The organism is Haladaptatus sp. AB643, from assembly GCF_024136975.1.
In the GTDB taxonomy this organism is placed as follows: domain Archaea; phylum Halobacteriota; class Halobacteria; order Halobacteriales; family Haladaptataceae; genus Haladaptatus.
The window spans coordinates 210,855-228,659 of the sequence record NZ_JAMYJW010000007.1 but is presented as its reverse complement, the minus strand read 5'-3'; the positions used below and the strand labels follow the sequence as shown (position 1 = coordinate 228,659).

Annotated in this window: 20 protein-coding genes; 6 read left to right on the top strand and 14 right to left on the bottom strand. The window is 57.9% G+C overall.

Going from position 1 to position 17,805, the window contains the following annotated elements; translation table 11 throughout:
• Positions 1-172: 172 nt before the first annotated feature.
• Both NKF25_RS15490 and NKF25_RS15485 read left to right on the top strand, forming a co-directional pair.
• Positions 173-403: an SWIM zinc finger family protein gene (locus tag NKF25_RS15490; RefSeq protein ID WP_253227557.1), complete on the top strand. Its 231-nt coding sequence runs from the start codon at positions 173-175 to the stop codon at positions 401-403.
• A 94-nt stretch (positions 404-497) separates the two neighbouring features.
• Complete coding sequence (locus tag NKF25_RS15485; RefSeq protein ID WP_253227556.1) at positions 498-1,157, top strand: DJ-1/PfpI family protein; 660 nt, start codon at positions 498-500, stop codon at positions 1,155-1,157.
• A gap of 283 nt (positions 1,158-1,440) precedes the next feature.
• On the opposite strand, the gene NKF25_RS15480 is transcribed toward NKF25_RS15485, so the two are convergent.
• From NKF25_RS15480 to NKF25_RS15430, 11 genes are read right to left on the bottom strand one after another with little or no spacing between them, the layout of a single operon-like run.
• Positions 1,441-2,955 (bottom strand): cobyric acid synthase, encoded by a 1,515-nt coding sequence (locus tag NKF25_RS15480; RefSeq protein WP_253227555.1) that lies wholly within the window; start codon positions 2,953-2,955, stop codon positions 1,441-1,443.
• The gene (locus NKF25_RS15475) at positions 2,955-3,656 is read right to left on the bottom strand and encodes a cob(I)yrinic acid a,c-diamide adenosyltransferase (protein ID WP_253227554.1); all 702 of its coding nucleotides are present in this window, start codon (positions 3,654-3,656) and stop codon (positions 2,955-2,957) included. The genes NKF25_RS15480 and NKF25_RS15475 overlap by 1 nt, the downstream gene beginning before the upstream one ends.
• A 2-nt stretch (positions 3,657-3,658) precedes the next feature.
• Positions 3,659-4,957 (bottom strand): cobyrinic acid a,c-diamide synthase, encoded by a 1,299-nt coding sequence (locus tag NKF25_RS15470; RefSeq protein ID WP_253227553.1) that lies wholly within the window; start codon positions 4,955-4,957, stop codon positions 3,659-3,661.
• Complete coding sequence (locus NKF25_RS15465) at positions 4,954-5,670, bottom strand: adenosylcobinamide amidohydrolase (protein ID WP_253227552.1); 717 nt, start codon at positions 5,668-5,670, stop codon at positions 4,954-4,956. The genes NKF25_RS15470 and NKF25_RS15465 overlap by 4 nt, the downstream gene beginning before the upstream one ends.
• On the bottom strand, positions 5,663-6,673 hold the full coding sequence (cobD, locus tag NKF25_RS15460; protein WP_253227551.1) for a threonine-phosphate decarboxylase CobD: 1,011 nt from the start codon (positions 6,671-6,673) through the stop codon (positions 5,663-5,665). The genes NKF25_RS15465 and cobD overlap by 8 nt, the downstream gene beginning before the upstream one ends.
• Positions 6,663-7,661 (bottom strand): nicotinate mononucleotide-dependent phosphoribosyltransferase CobT, encoded by a 999-nt coding sequence (gene cobT / locus NKF25_RS15455; protein WP_253227550.1) that lies wholly within the window; start codon positions 7,659-7,661, stop codon positions 6,663-6,665. Before cobT ends, cobD begins: the two co-directional genes overlap by 11 nt.
• Positions 7,658-8,206 carry an NTP transferase domain-containing protein gene (locus NKF25_RS15450; RefSeq protein WP_253227581.1) on the bottom strand — a complete coding sequence of 183 codons (549 nt, stop codon included), beginning with the start codon at positions 8,204-8,206 and terminating at the stop codon, positions 7,658-7,660. Before NKF25_RS15450 ends, cobT begins: the two co-directional genes overlap by 4 nt.
• Positions 8,206-8,949 carry an adenosylcobinamide-GDP ribazoletransferase gene (gene cobS / locus NKF25_RS15445; RefSeq protein WP_342766335.1) on the bottom strand — a complete coding sequence of 248 codons (744 nt, stop codon included), beginning with the start codon at positions 8,947-8,949 and terminating at the stop codon, positions 8,206-8,208. Before cobS ends, NKF25_RS15450 begins: the two co-directional genes overlap by 1 nt.
• Positions 8,940-9,863, bottom strand: a complete 924-nt coding sequence (gene cbiB, locus NKF25_RS15440; RefSeq protein ID WP_253227548.1) for an adenosylcobinamide-phosphate synthase CbiB — start codon at positions 9,861-9,863, stop codon at positions 8,940-8,942. The genes cobS and cbiB overlap by 10 nt, the downstream gene beginning before the upstream one ends.
• A complete protein-coding gene (locus NKF25_RS15435; RefSeq protein WP_253227547.1) occupies positions 9,860-10,513 on the bottom strand; it encodes an HAD family hydrolase in 654 nt (217 codons plus the stop codon). Before NKF25_RS15435 ends, cbiB begins: the two co-directional genes overlap by 4 nt.
• A gap of 58 nt (positions 10,514-10,571) precedes the next feature.
• The gene (locus NKF25_RS15430) at positions 10,572-11,693 is read right to left on the bottom strand and encodes a PGF-CTERM-anchored ABC transporter substrate-binding protein (RefSeq protein WP_253227546.1); all 1,122 of its coding nucleotides are present in this window, start codon (positions 11,691-11,693) and stop codon (positions 10,572-10,574) included.
• A 193-nt stretch (positions 11,694-11,886) separates the two neighbouring features.
• Between NKF25_RS15430 and NKF25_RS15425 the strand changes: the two genes are divergently transcribed.
• Positions 11,887-12,276, top strand: a complete 390-nt coding sequence (locus NKF25_RS15425) for an SWIM zinc finger family protein (RefSeq protein WP_253227545.1) — start codon at positions 11,887-11,889, stop codon at positions 12,274-12,276.
• Positions 12,277-12,514: 238 nt separating this feature from the next.
• Here NKF25_RS15425 and NKF25_RS15420 read toward each other — a convergent pair whose 3' ends face one another.
• Positions 12,515-13,900: a phenylacetate--CoA ligase family protein gene (locus NKF25_RS15420; RefSeq protein ID WP_253227544.1), complete on the bottom strand. Its 1,386-nt coding sequence runs from the start codon at positions 13,898-13,900 to the stop codon at positions 12,515-12,517.
• Positions 13,901-14,122: 222 nt separating this feature from the next.
• Here NKF25_RS15420 and NKF25_RS15415 point away from each other — a divergent pair, with 222 nt between their 5' ends.
• From NKF25_RS15415 to NKF25_RS15405, 3 genes are all read left to right on the top strand, one after another.
• Positions 14,123-15,133 (top strand): sodium:calcium antiporter, encoded by a 1,011-nt coding sequence (locus NKF25_RS15415; RefSeq protein WP_253227543.1) that lies wholly within the window; start codon positions 14,123-14,125, stop codon positions 15,131-15,133.
• A 415-nt stretch (positions 15,134-15,548) separates the two neighbouring features.
• Entirely contained in the window at positions 15,549-15,749 is a 201-nt protein-coding gene (locus NKF25_RS15410) for a hypothetical protein (protein ID WP_253227542.1), read from the top strand.
• Between the two features lie 150 nt (positions 15,750-15,899).
• On the top strand, positions 15,900-16,421 hold the full coding sequence (locus NKF25_RS15405; protein ID WP_253227541.1) for a nicotinamide-nucleotide adenylyltransferase: 522 nt from the start codon (positions 15,900-15,902) through the stop codon (positions 16,419-16,421).
• Positions 16,422-17,097: 676 nt separating this feature from the next.
• Here NKF25_RS15405 and NKF25_RS15400 read toward each other — a convergent pair.
• Complete coding sequence (locus tag NKF25_RS15400; RefSeq protein WP_253227540.1) at positions 17,098-17,418, bottom strand: hypothetical protein; 321 nt, start codon at positions 17,416-17,418, stop codon at positions 17,098-17,100.
• A complete protein-coding gene (locus tag NKF25_RS15395) occupies positions 17,418-17,798 on the bottom strand; it encodes a helix-turn-helix domain-containing protein (protein WP_253227539.1) in 381 nt (126 codons plus the stop codon). The genes NKF25_RS15400 and NKF25_RS15395 overlap by 1 nt, the downstream gene beginning before the upstream one ends.
• Between the last annotated feature and the right edge of the window lie 7 nt (positions 17,799-17,805).

The following is a 17,805-nucleotide window of genomic DNA, read 5'->3' as shown; positions in this document are numbered from 1 at the left end:
TGCACGAATAACGCCATTTCAACTCTCCCGTGCCCGGTTTACAGGCATTTTTGAATACAACTAAGCAGATCACACTCTGAGCGACTTCTTCGGTGCCCCCAGACTCATCGACGTCACCAATGAGAGTTGCGAGATTCCTACAGACCACCAATATGCGCTCTCCATCGACGACGTGACCAAGGAACTGATGGCCTGCACGTGCCCGCATCACGTCCACCGGAACGGCTTCTGCAAGCACATGGCCGCCGTCGAAAACGCAACCGACGACGGGATGATCGACGCGTTCCCAGCGGAGGACAACGACGATGCCGAACCGGGCGACTGTGACTGCGACTGTGAGGGCCTCGGTGGTTTCCCGTGCTGGCCATGCGTACAAACGGGACGAAAGGAACTGCCGAACTAACCACCGCTTCAGTCTTTTTACTTGAATCCACCGAGTTCTGTAGTGATACTGACCAACAACACGTCCAATACTCTGACTCTACTATTCCTACTGTATGTCACTAAGTACCATGGAGATGAGGAAACGACTTGGCATTTACGTGTTCGATGGCGTCGAAGTCGTTGACTTCACCGCTCCCGTCGGCGTTTTTGCCGTTGCCCAGCGAATGGATCCTGAATTAGAAGTCTTTCTGATCGGGGACAGCACAAGCTCGGTCAAAACGACGGCGAACATGCGTGTCACACCACGCTACTCCCTTGATCAGAACCCGACGATGGATGCATTCCTCATTCCCGGTGGGATCGGTACTCGACGAGAGATGCATAACAAGCGCCTTCACGAATTCATTCAAGACCTCCCAGACGAGACGCTTCTGGTGAGCGTCTGCACCGGCTCATGGATCTATGGTAAAATCGGGCTCCTCGATGACCGGAAAGCCACCAATCGAAAACACGGCGACCCGAGCGAAGAAACAGTACCTATCGAACGACTCGCCGAAATCGCTCCAGATACCGATATCGATGAGCACCGAGTTGTTGACACCGGTCGAATAATGACTGCTGGGGGCATCTCGTCCGGGATTGAGATGGGCTTTCATCTCCTCTCTCGGTTTGGATACGACGAGGAGTTCATCACAGAGGTTGCCTACATCATGGAGTACGATCAGCAGTGGGAACTCATGAAAGACGACCTACTCGTGGTTAATGATTCGTAGTCATCGCTTACAGTTTCTCACTCGCTGAGCTTCGTTTCTACTAGTGAATAGATTCGCTGTCGGGCATCGGAAAAATAAATATCCTCATTGTACTGCGAGAGCTTTGCTTTGGCACTCTCGTACCCGAGCTTCTGGAAGTAATAGAGCAGGCTGTCTCGCTCACTGACTTTGCCATTGAGCTCGTCGTACGCGAGCGGTTTGTAGATTTCAAACGGTTCGAGGCTATCGGTCGCGTTGCCTATCTACTAAGCCCAGACGATGTGTGATCCATTCTCAGACATCCTCATCGTGTTGACGAGTAAACGCCTAGAGCGGAGGTATCGAGGCTGCCTTCGAGAATTGAAGCAGCCTTCTCGAAGGGGTCTTCTCGATTCTCACTGTGATTCGGATGAGGAATGTCAGCCCGTTCAAAGAGATGGGTGACGAGGGCTGTTCGAACGTTTTCGTTCTCGAAGAGTCCGTGGAGATACGTCCCTAGAACTCCGTCAGTCACAATGCTTTGGTCGCCAATTGGGCGCGGTATCGAACTCTCATTCAGTTCTCCGTCCGCCAGACTGGTCTTTCCCATATGTATCTCGTACCCCTCCACAGTGCCCGACGCTTCCGCAATTGGACCCATACCATCGACGGGAACAGAAACTCGTTCGAGTCGTTTCTCCGTCTCGAAGGTGGTGGTGACAGGGAGCAGACCAAGTCCTTCGACATAGTCTATCTCCTCGGTACTTTCGAGTGACGCATTCGTGATCGCCTGCCCAAGCATCTGATAACCGCCACAGAGTCCGATGATCGGCCCGAGGAACGTCCGAATCTCCTGGTCGAATCCTGTCTCGTAAAGCGCACGCAGGTCGTCCACGGTGTTCTTGGTGCCGGGGAGGATGACCGCGTCTACATCGGACAGAACGCCGTTGAGGGGAACATACCGAACGCGAAGGCCGAGCTCGTCTGCGAGCGGCTCGAAATCGGTAACGTTCGAAATATGTGGGAGTCGAGGGACGGCGACGGTGACGGTCCGCTCGTCAGGAACTCCGTCCTCGTCACCCATCGTGAATACCTCATTCACGTCGGGGAGAGAGAGGCTGTCCTCCTCGGGAAGTCCCGGATCGTCATAAGGAAGGACGCCTAGTATCGGTACGCCGATTCGTGATTCTATCGCCTCGATGCCTTCCTCAAGCAAACTGGGATCGCCTCGAAACTTCGTTATGGCTGCGCCGACGACCCGTTCTCGGATGTCGTCGGGGAGCAGTTCGAGCGTGCCGTAGAGGCTCGCAAACGCCCCACCACGCTCGATATCGACGAGAAGCAGTATCGAGGCGTCGGCGAAGCGCGCCGTCTCGAGGTTAGCGAGGTCGTGATCATGGAGGTTGATTTCTGCAATGCTCCCTGCACCCTCGGCAACGACAACGTCGTAATCAGCCGCGAGCCGCTCGTACGCTTCGGTTGCGGACTCACGGGCCCATTCCCAGTACCCCTCATAGTAGTCGCTGGCTGCAAAGTGCCCGACGGCCTTCCCGTGAATGATGAGCTGGCTCTCACCGTCACCGCGCGGCTTCAAGAGAACGGGATTGGCGTCCGTCGTCGGTGTGATTCTGGCAGCGCGGGCCTGCGTGTATTGGGAAACGCCGATCTCTCCCCAGTCGCCATCCGGCGTCGAGACAACCTGCGCGTTATTGCTCATATTCTGCGCCTTGAACGGCGCGACCGAAACCCCTTGGTTTGCGAGGAGGCGACAGAGCCCAGCACTGACCGTGCTCTTGCCGACGTGACTCGCCGTTCCCGCGACGAGAAGTGTTTCCGTCATCAGTACTCGGTGCCTTTCCTGGCGCGCTGACCCGCGTCGATCGGGTGTTTCTCCTTTCGGACCTGCGTTACGAGGTCGGCGTATTCGTAGACGTAGTCTGGCTTCTCATGACTTCCCGTCAACACGAGTTCGAGACTCTCGGGCTTCGATTCGACGAGATCGACGACGTCCTGTTCGTCGAGGAGGCCCTGCGCGACGGCGTAGAGGATCTCGTCGAGGATGAGCATGTGGATGCCGTCGTCCGCGTCGCCGTCGAGTGGGAGCGGGCCGTCCACGTCCTGGGCGGCCTCTTCGAGTTCGTGCGCGCGATGCAGCCCGCCGCGGGCGCGAGCGGCGTGCTCGTCGTCGTTCGAGCCGTCCATGAAACCGTGCCAGCCGAAGTGACCCGAGTTCTCGTACGTATAGCCGGGAAATGCATCGATGGCATTGTATTCGCCGCGGACGTCCTCGACGCTCGACGCGCCACCCTTCATGAATTGGAGCATGTGGACGCGGTAGCCGTGGCCCGCAGCCCGGAACCCCATCCCCATCGCAGCGGTCGTCTTCCCTTTCCCATCGCCCCACCAAACCTGCACGAACCCGAACTCCTCCGGCACGCTCGGCTCGATACCGCGAGGCGTCGGCGTTCGGCCCTTACCAGGTGTGTGTCGAAGCTGTTCTTCTCGTCGGCTCTCGTCTGTTTGAGTTTCTTTCTCAGTCATAGTTACAGTTGGTCGATTAACGACTCGAACGCACCGCTCTCGGCGTGGCAGTGGCAGTATGTGCCGAGTGTCGCGTATTCGGTGAGCCCATCGGCATTATCCGTGATGCCGCTCCCGCGAGTGACGTCGAACGCGAACTGGGCGTCAGCTGCGACGTCGGCGCTCGAGTAGTGGAATTCGTGGCCGCGCCGCGTCTCCCCCACGTCGGCCGTTAGCGTATCGCTCCGTGCACGTAACTCGACGTGGTCAAGCGCCTGATACCGCTCGTGCATCCGGACATCCGCGGGGAGAATTCCTGCCATCTCGTACGTCTCTCCGTCGGTCGTCGTGAGCGACTCGGTGAGCGCCATCAACCCACCACACTCGCCGAGGACGGGAAGGTCGTCCGTCGCGCGTTCACGGAGCGTGTTGAGGGCTGGTGAGTCGGCGAGCGCGTCCGCATGGAGTTCCGGATACCCTCCTGGAAGGTAGACGCCGTCGCACGCGGGGAGGTCATCACCTGTCGTCGGGGCGAACGTCTCGATGCGCACTCGGTCGCCGAGTGTTTCGAGTACTGCCGGATAGATGAAGCGGAACGCGTCGTCGCGGGCGACAGCGACCGTCTTCTCGTGTGTCGGTTGCCGAGGAGTCGACTCGATTGCAGGTGGTTCACGAGCGTCATCGAGTAGGCGTTGGACGGGGATCGATTCGGCGGCTTCGTCGAGCACATTAGAATCAACGGACGATTCGTCGCCCATCTCGAGGCCGAGGTGGCGCTCGGGTATTTCGAGGTCGGGGAGCGGCGGAATCCGCCCGAGGTACTCCATACTGTCAGGGAGGGCGTCGCGGATTCCGGCTTCGTGGCGGCCACCGTGTGCGCGCTGAAGGAGTACGCCGACCACGTCCACGTCGGATCCATCGTGCGCGGCGTACTCGCGGAAGCCGAGCGCGGTCGCGGCGACGCTCTCCATCCCCGCGCTCGCGTCGACCACGAGGACGACGGGAAGGTCGAGCGCGGCCGCGACGTCCGCGGTACTGGCGACCGTGCCATCGTAGAGGCCCATCACGCCCTCGATAACGCAGACATCCCCATCGCCACGATGGTAGTTCCGGAGGACGCCGACCTCTCCTTCGAGCCAGACGTCGAGCGTCCGCGATGGTGTTCCGGTGACAGCGACATGGTGACTTGGGTCGATGAAGTCCGGGCCCGCCTTCGCGGGTTGGACCTCGTAGCCAGCGTTCTCTAGGGCGCGGCAGACAGCGAGCGTCGCTACCGTCTTTCCCACACCCGAGGCCGTCCCTGCAAGCACGATGCCTCTCACGGCGTGAACACCTCCGCTCGCCGGTCCGTGATTGTCCCGTATTTCGCGTCGTCGACGGACGCAGGGAGTTCGCGGTCCGCGTATCGCGAGGTGAGACTCGCCTGAACGGCCTCACGAACACAGACACGCGTCGATGCGCCAATCGCAGTCGCGCTTCCCGTGAACGTCGTCTCCTCTCCCGACGTCACCGTCCCGGCGATGACCGCGTCGGTCGTGGTCCCTGTGAATCCGGTTTCCGCGAGGAGCGTCGCGGTCTTCGCTTCCACGACGACCCCGAGGAGATTCGTGAGAGCACCTTCCGAGAGCGCGTGCGTCGTCCCGACGATCACGTTGACGGTACCGACCGGAGAATCGGACACACCATTATCGCCGTCCATCGACCCGTTTCTCCGCCGTTTAACCGGATTCATCGGGAGTGCAGCCGGATTCGAGACGCCTGCCGTCGCGTACACAACGACCGAGCGGTCCCGAGCGCCCTGGAGATGCCCAAGATCGACACCTGTCAAAAGGGCAGGACCCGACGATACGAATCCCGCTCGCTTTCGGCGTTCCCCGACGTACTCAGTGAGGTCCGTTCGCTCCCAGCCCTCGGGAACCGAGATATTGTATGCGACGTCCGTGTCGTGGAACCCACCGTCCCATCCGGAAGATAGCCAGCGAGCGCCTGGCTGCGTTACCTGGAGGACGCCATCCGTGACGGTCGCATCAAACATCTTCGAGTACCTCCAGCAAGCGATCGTTCTCCTTGGAAAGACGAACGGCGACGCGAATGTGCGAATCGAGCCCGCGGAACGTCGTTGCATCCCGAATCGCGATACCTCGTTCGCGTACGGCCTCGACGAGCGCGGCGATGTTTCTACCACCAACGTCGAGGAGAAGGAAGGGTGCATCAGACGCATGTACTTCGTAGTGCCCCGAGAGAGTGTCTCGCATCCGTTCACGTTCTTCGGCGACACGCTGGCGTGTCTCGGAGACGAATTCCTCCCGTTCGAGGCAGTAAGTCCCGACATCGAGAGCGGGCCGACCCACGTTCCACGTCCGCCGCGCAGCCACAAGCTCATCGAGGAGTGTCCCGGTCGCGACGGCGAATCCCGCCCGGAGGCCAGGGAGGCCGAAGAGTTTCGTGAGCGAGCGCGCGACCACGACGCCCGGTGTTCCTGCGAGCGACGGCTGGTCCGTGAATCCGAGGAACGCCTCATCAACGAGGAGCGGCGTCCCCGCCTCGCGGCAGGACGCGGCGAATGATCGGAGGCGCTCTGCATCGTAGCATTCGCCGGTCGGGTTGTTCGGGTTGCAAACGATTGCGAGCGCGTACTCACTCGGGTCGGTGTCGGGAATGGCGTCGTGCGTGACGAAGACTGGGTCAGCGCCTTGAAGTCGGACTTCCCGTGTGTACTCTGCGAAACTTGGTGCGGGGACCAGGACCGAGTCGCTAGGTTGGACCGTCGTCTCGATAGCGAGTCGGATGGCGGCGAGTCCTCCAGGCGTCGGAACCACTTGATCGGCTTCACATCCGGCGAAGTCTGCTGCGGCTGCACGATACGCGGTGGGTGACTCTGGTGGATACGTGCGCGCGTCGTGCAGGGCGCTCATGTAGACATCCGTGACGCCGTCGGGGATCAGCGGGTTCGTGTTCGCGCTGAAATCGAGGATGTAAGGATCGTCACTGCTCCCGTGGGGCACGCGCTTCACGGCACGAATCGCGTCAGGGTCCATTGTCCCCCACAAGGTTGTCGTACCGTTCGATTAGCCGTTGGCGAACCGCATCCATCGGGACGTTTGCTTCTGCCGCGAGGTAGAGTGCGCCGCCCATGCCGACGCCTTCCTTCGCGACACCCGCGAGGTAATGGTCCATTGCGACGTGCACGCCCTCCTCGAACTCGGGGTCGGTAATGTGCAACTCGACGTCGAGGCTGTTCGCGGTCGCGTGGATGTCGACGCTGTCATCGTCGGCGACGAACGAGGTAGTCGCGACGTCGAACGACTCCGTCAGTTCCGCGTGTCGGGCGAGCGTCGCCGCGGCGAGCATCTGCGTGCCACCTGCGAGCGTCACGTCGCCACCGCGGTTGAGGGCGCCGTCGAGAAGTCCCATCGAGACGGCGAGTGTCGGATCGCCCATCCGTCGGACGGCTTCAACCGGCTGGCCAGAGAGGTCGCCCGGCTCGAGGTTGCTTGCGTCGAGCGCATCCGAGACGACCTCTCGTTTGAGGTCGAGCGGATTCGCCGGGAGTGATGAGGAGATGCTGTAATCTTCGCCGAGTGCCCGGAGGACGCCCATCGCGGTCGTCGTCCCACCCGGGATGCTTTCAGCGATTACGAGTTCGTCGTCCGGTATCCCGACTGCATACTCACGTGCCGTCTTGTAGAGTTCGCGAGCGTTCGGGACGGGATCCGATTCGCGAATATCCGCTCCGGGGGATTCACCGATAGTGACGGATGGTGCGGCGGTGCGGGCTGTGAGGCCAGCGTTCGCAACGACAAACTCGAAGTCCACATGATCCCGGACCGCACGGGTTACGAGTCCGGGTGTCGGACAACCATCGGGGCTGACCGGGACGATTGGCGCGAAAACCGGCTGTCCATAGGCAACAAGTTCCGCGTCTGCGCACGGTGTGTGCGCCATCAGCGCCGGGTTCTCACCGGCGGCGCTGATGCCGTCGATAGTCGCAGTTTCAGTCGTGCCCGCGACGAGAACGAACTTCATCGCAGGGTCTCCGCGATGGTGGCATCTTTGAGACGATTCACGTTGATTGCGTATCGAGTGTTGTATGTCAGGAACATGGTTTCAGTGTCAGTGTTGGTGACGATGTTGATGCCAGCCGGTGCGACCTCACGACCAGCGGAATTGTACGTTGTGTCCGCGCTCACGCCGAGTTGGTGCTTGAGCGTGGCCGGAACGCAGACCTGGACAGCGGCAGTACCGTTGTACTGATTCAAGACACGATTGACGGCGTCCCCGGAAAGAAGCGGGAGATCCGAAGCGACCGTGAGTACGGGAGGAGAGAGCCGTTCCAGCGCGGTGCGCAAGTCCGAGACGTAACCTTCGCCGGGGGTTTCGATGAGGTCAACATCTCTCAATTTGAGATAGTCTGTCGTTTCGGGCGTGTCCGGACTGATGGCGGTGTGGACGCTCTCGACCTGGCTGCTCTCCAGCGCTTCGAGGACGTGACCTATGAGGGGATAATCACCGACCTCAAAGAGTGGTTTCTCACGGTCAGTATCGAGGCGAGTTCCGCGACCACCGCACATCAGGAGTGCGTCCACACGATCACCCCCGTGAGGAGTGCGGCCAGCCGCGCAAGCTCGTTCGCACCGCCCATGACGTCCCCGCTCACGCCGCCGAGCCGCCGGGATGCCCACGCGAGCATGACGAGCGCAGCGGCGAACGCCCCGACGAGGCCGATGGCGGCAGCCGGATTCGGCCACGTGAAGGCGGCCGCTGGAAGTGCAGCGACGATTGGGAGTACGAGCGAGCGAGGACCGTGGTCGTCGGCGACAGCTGAGCCGAGACCCTCATGAGCGGGCGTCCCGAGACAAGCGATAGTTGCCATTGCGAGCTTTGCACCGACTTCGGCTGTCACGACGAGGCCGAGCACTCCTAACGTAAGACTCGAGAGTTGGAGTCCTACCGTCCATAGGCCAAGGAGGACGAGTCCGAGTGCGAGGACGGCGCCAACGCCGACTGTCGTATCCTGCATGACGGTCTGTCGCTCGTCAGGGGGGCCGTGAACGACCGCGGCGTCGCCGAGGTCTGCAATCGCGTCTGCGTGTGGGATTCCAGTGACGATGTATATCAATGTAACAAATGCGAACGCGGTGAATGGCCCACTAATCGGGAGAACGAACGGGAGTGCGAGAACGAGCCCGATCGGGTAGCCAGCGAGAGGGAAGGAGGTCGGTGTCGAACGGAATGCGTTCCACGAGTCTTTGTCCTGGCCGACGGGTGCTCGCGAAAGAAATCCCACAGCACCCCGGAAGGCGGTCAGAACCACGTGACCACCCCTGCGAAACCGAACGCGACGAGAGCTGCACGGTCAACGATTCGGACACTGCGTTTCGCCCGCTCGTCCGCCGGCAAATCGGCATCCAAGTTCAGCGTGTAAACACCAGGCTTCGTGAGGCGAACATTGAGGATGGTTGCGAGAGTCGCCATCGGCCAACCCGAGTTCGGCGACGGAGGTGCATCCACCCACCGCGCGGCGCGGGTCGGTGCGGTGAGGTCGCCTGCGGCGATGGAGAGTAGAACCGCGCTTACGCGAGCAGGGAGCCACATGACGAGGTCGTCGAGTCGGGCACTGGCGGTCCCATGAGGCTTTGCGGGGTAGCCAAGCATCGAGTCGAGCGTGTTTACAGCCTTCACCCAAACGGCTGCCGCAACAGCCATTGAAAGTGAAAACTGGGCGGCGACCATGAACGCGAGCAGCGGTGCGACGAGGCCGTCCGCGAGATTTTCGGCGGCGCTCTCGACCGCGCCGCTCCGGAGTTCTGCCGGAGAGAGGTTCGTTGTGTCGCGGCCGACGAGTGCCCGAATCGAGTTTCGCGCTCGTCCTGGATCCGTCTCGATGTCGTCGAGGACGCCGTGAGCGACATCAAGAAGCATCCGACGACTCGTGGTCGCAAAGAGCCACATCCCTGCTACGCACCCGAGGAAGACGATCGAAACGACGTTTTCTGTCGGTGCGATTTGGCTGAGGAACGTGATCGTCACACCTGCGACTATGGCTGCCGTAAAGGGAAACACGCAGGCAATGAGAACACCGGTGAGACGCGGATACCGCCAGGATCGATCGCACGCACCGACGACGCGGCCGAACCACGCGACCGGATGAAGGCACACCGGCGGTTCAGCAATTGTTTCGTCAAGTATGAACGCTAAGAGAACCGCGACGACTGGGGTGAGCGTCATCGCAGGCCCTCCAGAACGGCGGGGAGATCGGTCAGTGGCGTCTCCGAGACGAGTACGCTCGTGGCGCCTACTGCGTCGGCGCCCCCATCGGCTTGTGGATCGTCACCAACGTGGACGAGTTCGTCGAGCGAGCCGTCGAGCCGATCCGTGACAGCTTCGAACGCGTGCGGGTCGGGCTTACGCCAACCGCACTCGACACTGCTCACGACTGCGTCGAAGTGTGCCTCGTCGAGTGTCGACTGTTCGAGTGTGCGGGATACGAGATTCGGAACTGTGCAGTTCGAAAGTATCGCCACATCGCCACGCTCGGACGCTACGTCCACGGCGGCAATTGCACTCTCGCGAGTTGTCACAGGTCTTGGATCAAAGGCATCGAATACGGCTCGAGCGACGAGATCGCTGTTGACACCAGTAAGAGGATTCTGATTGTTTGGGTTGATACCGCGGCTGGCAAGTGCGGCTTCTGTATGCTCGGGAAGCGAGAGTTCAGCGCCCTCGGGCAGGTCGAGGTGGTACTCGCTAAAGGCGTCTGGCCAGTCGTCGGGAATTGGAACGTCGCGGGCTTCGAGCGCCGCTGCAATCGCGGACGCTGGATTCTGCGGCCGCGGTGCCTCAACGAGCGTCCCGAAGAGGTCGAATGACGTGATCATCCTCGTCGTATCCTCGGTTGTAGTCTTATTCCGACTGTGCTCGCGGGTGCTACGGTCATTACGTGTTTCTCCTCATCGCGATGACAATGAGAGTGCCTACGATTCCAACGAGCGCGATTCCGACCCCGAAGCCAGGATTGCTCGTCGAAGTCGTCTCCTGCTCAGATTCCGACGTACTGGTGGTCGACGTTGATGTATTCGCATTGCCAGTCTGTGTCGTGTTGGGTCCAGCAAGCGTTGTCGACACGTTTGTCGCCGCATACGCATCGGGGTGAAGCTTCTTCGCAAGCTTCGTAATCGGTTGGATAACTCGTGGAGCGGGCTGACTGATGTAGTTGCGATTTAGAACGATAACATTTCCGTGCTTCACCGCACCGGTACTATTGTAGGCCGGGGTGTGTGGAACGGTCGGCTGTTGGTCGTTTCGGATGATCCACTGTGGGTTCTGGTTGACAATCGTCTCCTTACTGATCTTCTTGTATCCTGAGATGCCGGCGTCGGCGGCGACGTTGTCTCCACCCGCCGTTGTAATGATTTGGTTGATGAACGTTCCCTTACCTGCGGTGTACCCAAAGAACGTGTAGAGGACGCGCGGTCGGTTCGTCCCGTTAACCGCATGGTGAATCGTTGCGAGTCGAGATTGCATTTGTGAGGCAGCCTGTCGAGCGCCTGAACACTCACCCGTGAGCTTGCCCGTGAGTCGGGTCTGGTTCTTGATGTCGGTCATTGACGCAGCCGCTCGGTACCGGTAGACGATTACGTTCGCCTGACGGAGTTTCTGAACGGTACTGTTCGGAACTGTGTCTGGTGCCAAGACTAAGTCTGGCTTGAGTTTGACTACTTTCTCTTCGCTGACGTACGCGTTCCCGGAGCCAGAGATGTTCGTGCGCGAACTTGCTCCATCGAGATAGGCTGCATACTGGGAGGCGCCGACGACCTTGGACTTTCCACCGATTTCCCACATCATTTGCGCAGCGCTTGGATTGAGCGTGACGACCCGCTGTGGCTCCTGCGTGATGGTGATTTGTGTCCCGGTTGCATCGGTGACGGTGATCGGGAATGAGCACATCGTATTCGCCGAGTGGACAGTCCTACTCGTGCCTGTATTTGCTGTAACTGGAGCAACTGCCCCAGTGGTCAGGAGAATCAAACTGAAGATAGCGATGAGTCGAGCTCGCATCAGTAGAAACCAATATTGGAATGAAATAAAAATTTATCTATAGCAAGCTTACTTGATCAGGTGCGTCTGCTATTGGGCATGAACGTCTGGAGTAGCAATTGGTAAGGAAGAACGGTGCCCTCGGGCGTGTGTAGAAACGCGCCGGGTGCTCTAACACCCGGCACCGGTCTTCCGTAATGCTACCCAGAAGACCATGTCAACGAAATCGCCTAGTGAACTTGAAGCTGACGAGACGGCACAGAAACGCGCACAGGCCGAGCAATTCGCCTTCGACGTCGATGCCCCCGGACTCGTCGAAGTCACCAACGAGAGCCACGAGAACCCCACAGACCACCAGTACACAGTTGCCATCGACGATGTGACCGACGAACTAATGGACTGTACCTGCCCGCATCACGTCCACCGCAACGCCTACTGCAAACACATGGCCGTCGTCGAAACCGCAACCGACGACGGAACGCTTGACGTTTTTCCCTCCGAGGACGACAGCGAGACCAAACCCGAAGACTGTGACTGCGACGGTCTTGACGGCTTCCCGTGCTGGCCGTGCGTACGAACGGGACGGAAGGAACTACCGAACTAACCTCGTATTCATTCACTATCAATCAATTTCTTTTGTGTCTACGTTTCTTATCCCCCCGATTAGCGGATAGCTGTGTACACCACTGCTCCGAGTGCGATAGATCAAAACCATGTCTCGAGTCAACAGAGCGACGACTGAACTTGGAATGGGCAACCATGTCCGAGTGGACGGAACCAATGAAACGGTCGAACGGCTCGACTGATATATCTCGATACAGTTGATCTCCGAAAAACGTGGTCTAGCGCTCCAGTTCGGACCAAACGTGACGGAATTTCCCACTTCGTGTATTCCGTTGTGGTGCCTCTGATGCGGCTTCGATGGCCACTCCACTGATTCCCTGGTTCCGAAGAAACGAGTGAAGGTTCTGCTCGACTTGCTCCCAGACGTCTCGCTCGGTCGTATCAGAAGTACCCTCAATGCGAACCTGGAGTGTGTCGGGGGCTGTACGAACGATTTGCGTTCGATGTACTCCCGACACTTCCTCAACAACACTGGAGAGTGCGAGTGGAAAAATCGGAATTTCTTCTCCATCATTGGTTTCGAACCGGAGAACATCCCCTTGCCGTCCTTCGACTTCGATGATGGGGAACGCACTCCCACATGGGCAGCGTTCCTCGTACATCGTGATGCTGTCACCGAGGTCGTATCGGACGAGCGGTTGAATTCGGTTTGCTAGGTTCGTTATCAGCACGGTATCGGAAGGCTCACCGAATTCGACCGGTTGATACTCCTCATCAACTGGCTCGAGAACCACCCAGTCAGTATTAGCGTGGAGGTTTCCATGTTCACACTCGACCGCAATCGGGAAGAACTCCGTGGCACCGTAGATCTCACGCACCGCACAATCGAATGCCCGTACAAGTTCCTGTTTTTCTGGACCCGAGATTGGCTCCGCAGTCGGGGCAATGAATACCGGATTGAGGTCGAGGCGACCATCTCGTTGGGCTTGCGCCAGTTCAACGAGGACGGTCGAGTAGCCAACGAGGAAGGCTGGCTGGTATCGATTGAGTTTGTCTATGAGATCAGACATCGGCTGCATTGGCGATAACATTTCAATGCGATTTCGGTAGAACGTGGACTCACGGCGCATTAGCGCGACTCCAGACGCACCAGCGAAATGACCACCGGTGACTGCAATCTCTGCACCTCGAGCACCGTTCTTGACGATTCGGCTGAACTGCTCGACGCCAAGTAATACCGGTAGTGTCCACCGATCCGGGACGACGTTGAGGATGGTTAGTGCGGTCTCATCCTGAACGAAGATACCCGGTTCGCCGGTTGTCCCAGACGTTACCCAGACCGGATACCGATCGAGAAAACGCGTTCCGATCGTCGCTTCATCGGCGACGAACTCGTCGATTTCGGCTTTCGTCACGGCGGTGTCCGTGACCACGTCGTCGAAATTCTCCATCAGCACCGACTTCGTTACCGGTGGAAACGCTTCGAGGTTGGTAACTTCGTCAGGGATATCCGCAAAGTGTTGCTTGTAGAACCGTGACTGTCGCCGGACGAACGACAGTATGTTCTCCAGCCGTCGTTGTTGTTGTAGATCGATTTGCGAGCGAGTCGCTCGCCTGGCACGCCAGATTTCGAATGTAATCTTTCCTTTTGTAATCGGATTCATGATAATCGCTTCGATAGGACGATCGTTCTCGGATTCTCCGTGCTGCGTAGTTCATCTACACTTTGCCAGGGACAGACTTTGTTCTTGGCACGTCCCAAGCTGGCCGGTAGACAATATTCCTAATATTTCCCTGCCACAGGTCATCGTGGTGGACAGGAGGATCTCATAGTGACATCCAAAATTTGGTATCGTTTGATAATCGTTGCTGTTGATGGATAGACGATGGAAGGGCTGCTTTGGTCCACGCTGGTTGCCATCGTCGCCACCGCTGTCGTTTGGAAAGGGAGTGGGTGGCTCGAAGATGCAAGCGAACAGTTGGCCGCGTACTACGGTTTACCCGCCATCGTGCAGGGGGCAATCATCACTGCCATCGGTTCGAGTTTCCCGGAGCTATCGAGCACCGTCCTTTCGACGCTGCTGCACGGAGCGTTCGACCTCGGAGTCGGTGCCATCGTCGGGTCAGCAATATTCAATATTCTCGTAATCCCTGGGGTGAGCGGATTAGTCACCGACCGGTATACCTCAAGCCGAGATGTCGTCTACAAAGAGGCGCTCTTTTACATGCTGGCCGTGGCGTCACTCCTCCTGATCTTTGCATTGGCGGTTATCTACAATCCACTCGGTGGGGGCGACCTTACCGGGGAGGTGACACGGCTCCTCGTTCTTCCGTTGGTCGGTCTCTACGGACTCTACGTCTTCATTCAATATCTCGATTCTCGAGAGTACGGCGTCCCTCAGGTGACGAGTATTCGTGTGGGTCAAGAGTGGATCCGTCTCATCATGAGTCTCATCGTTATTGTCATCGCCGTGGAGGGGCTCGTCCGGGCCGCACTCACCTTCGGTGAGGCGTTTGGAACACCACCGTTCCTGTGGGGATTGACGATACTCGCCGCGGCGACGAGTCTTCCTGATGCATTTGTCAGCGTGCAGGCCGCCCGCAGAGACGAGGATGTCACCAGCCTCGCGAACGTACTCGGTAGCAATACTTTCGACCTGCTGGTGGCAATCCCGGCAGGTGTACTTATTGCCGGAGCAGCACCGGTCGATTTCGGGCTCGCCGTTCCAATGATGGGAGTGCTGGTCGTCGCGACTGTAATCCTGTTTTCGTTCCTCCGAACGGCGATGGAATTGACCACGCCAGAGGCATACAGCTTGCTCGTCGGCTACGCCCTCTTTCTCTGCTGGATGATACTCGAAACCACTGGCGTCGTTCGGACGCTCCCCGGAGGCTAACCGATCGACACTCCATCATGATAAAGAACGAGCATTCGTGGTTGGGAATGGTTGAGGTCACCAATGAGACTCACGAAAACCCCATAAACCACCAGTAGATGGCCACCCATCGACGACAGGACGACTCCGAACCCGAAGACTGTGACTGCGACGGGCTCGGTGCCTTCCCGTGTTGGCCATGCGTGCGAACAGGCCGGAAGGAACTGCCGAACTAACCACCGCTCCAGCTCTTTGTATCCATGACACGCCAAGTGACGTTCTCGAATATTACCGACCAGCGAACGCTCGTGAAGTGTGAATAATATCACTCGGCAGGTCTCCATCTAATGTTGGAAAAAATCGGTTCGAACACGAGCTAACAAAGAGTGCGTTTTATGTTTGAATACGTATATTACTCTCTTGGGAAGGGATTTTCATGACGGGGGAACATCACACATCACAGACACAGATTGAACCATGCGAGACTTGCAAGCGTGATACCACACATACAGTCTCGATCGAGATCCGAACGGAAAGTACGAAACAAGACAATACCGAGTTCTCGCGTGAACCATATCGAATTGCCACGTGCCAGAAGTGTGGTGAGACAACAAGCCAACGAATGAACAACGCATAACGGCACCAAACATCTGGAAACTGTCATATGATGTCTCCTCTGAAGTCGATTTCACATGATCCACTCACCATTATTGTCTGGTGGGCTATGAACGTGTTCGAGTAGACCGAAGAGTGATGCAGTCGCTCGCTGTATTTAGAGCGATTAAGCATGTTCCGTGGATTCTACATCGGTCGATTCCAGCCATATCATGATGGTCACCATGCGGTTATCGAAGAGATTGCGAGCGAAGTTGATGAGTTAGTTGTGGGTATTGGAAGTGCCGATCAGTCACACACCCAACGAAACCCATTCACTGCTGGCGAGCGCGTCATGATGCTCACAAAAGCTCACCGGCAGCTCGATATTACGACTTACGCTGTTCCGATTGAGGATTTGAATCGGAACGCTGTTTGGGTAAGCCATCTTCAAGGGATGAGTCCCCACTTCGATGTTGCGTATTCGAACAATCCACTTGTTATTCGGTTGTTCGAAGAAGCGGGTATCAAGGTTCAACGGTCACCGATGTTCGATCGGGACAAATTGCAGGGATCGGAGATTCGCGATCGGATGCTTCGTGGTGATCGCTGGCGCAATCTTGTACCGGACGGCGTTATTGAGGTTATTGAAGAGTGTGATGGTGTCAAACGAACGCAACAGATCGAACGATCTAATGGTGATTTGAGGGGCTGACCCCACCAACAGCCCTGCTCGACCGAGCACGACAGCACGCAACGAACGTTGCCACCGAACACTTCCCTGACTTGCCGGTCGAAACTATCGACTGGGAGATTTCACACCGAGCCCAACGACAGGTAGGCGTCACCACGTACGACCCTGCAACAGAAGAGATTACGATCTCGCTGACTTGGAAGGCCGACGAACAACACGGGTGGGAGCAATTCAGTTCCACCATTCAGCACGAACTTGTCCACTTCTAGCGATATCACAAGTTCGGTGAGGCAGATCACGGGCGAACGTTCACCCGCTGGACGGACGCCCTCAATACCTCGCGGCACTGCGAACGCTTCACTGCACCCAATTGGTGGCTTGTATGCGAGGACTGTGGCGGTCGGATTGCCCGGTTTCGACGCTCGAAGACCGTTCGCAACCCTGAGGAGTATAGCTGTAGTGAGTGTGGAGGGTCACTCCGTGTCGAGGAGGCCAACGACCACTGACCGATTCTCATTTAAGTAGTTCTCGCGATAAGGAATAGATATGAGGAAGATTCTCGCGGCTCACTGCTTTCTGGATGAGTCAGTTCTATCGCTTTTGCTTCGAGTTTTAGAGCAATCCTTGGTTAGTAGCTCATACTAACTTATGGTGCCCGCTCCGACGACGAGTGACACTCGACAAAGGGCCGTGAATATCACTCGAAGACGTACTGCGTCATCGTTTCGACCGCGGTATCCACAAACTCCGATGTAAGTCGAGCAACTGTACGATCAATATCAATGTCCATGAGTGAAACGACAGCCCACGGAGAGACAAACGACTCTCGATTCAGTGTGCCCGCCTCGAATTCGTCCACTAGTGAGAGTCCTTCGGGATACTCTTTGGTGGTGATTCCGAGAGCAATATACTGTTGCCCAGCAAACGGATGATTCTGACCGCTGATAATCAAATACGGTCGTCGAGGTGTATTTCCAAACGGATCAGAAGCGATGACCACGGAACCACGGTCATACATCACTCCTCCTCCGTCGACGCGCTCTCTTGCTCCTCTTCGTCAAGATCTGGCAGATCTTCGTCCCAGTCCGGATTCTCGTCGTAGTAGTCGCCCTCGAACTGAATTGCAACCGTCTCTAATCCGATGAGGCTCGCCGTGTGAGCATCGTACGCTTCAGGGTTGATTGCCCAGTATTCTCCCTTGTGCCGGACGAGTCCCCGCGTTTCAAGTCGACTCAGTGTCGTTCCAACACTCCCACGGGGGATATCGAGTTCCTTGGCTAATTCACCAGCACGGTATCCCAACTCTGGATCGTCGGCAAGAAACTCGAGGATGTACCGTCCATTCGTGTTTTCATTCGGTAGCTCTGTTGGGTGATAGCTCTCGAAGTCAACGGGCATACGTAAC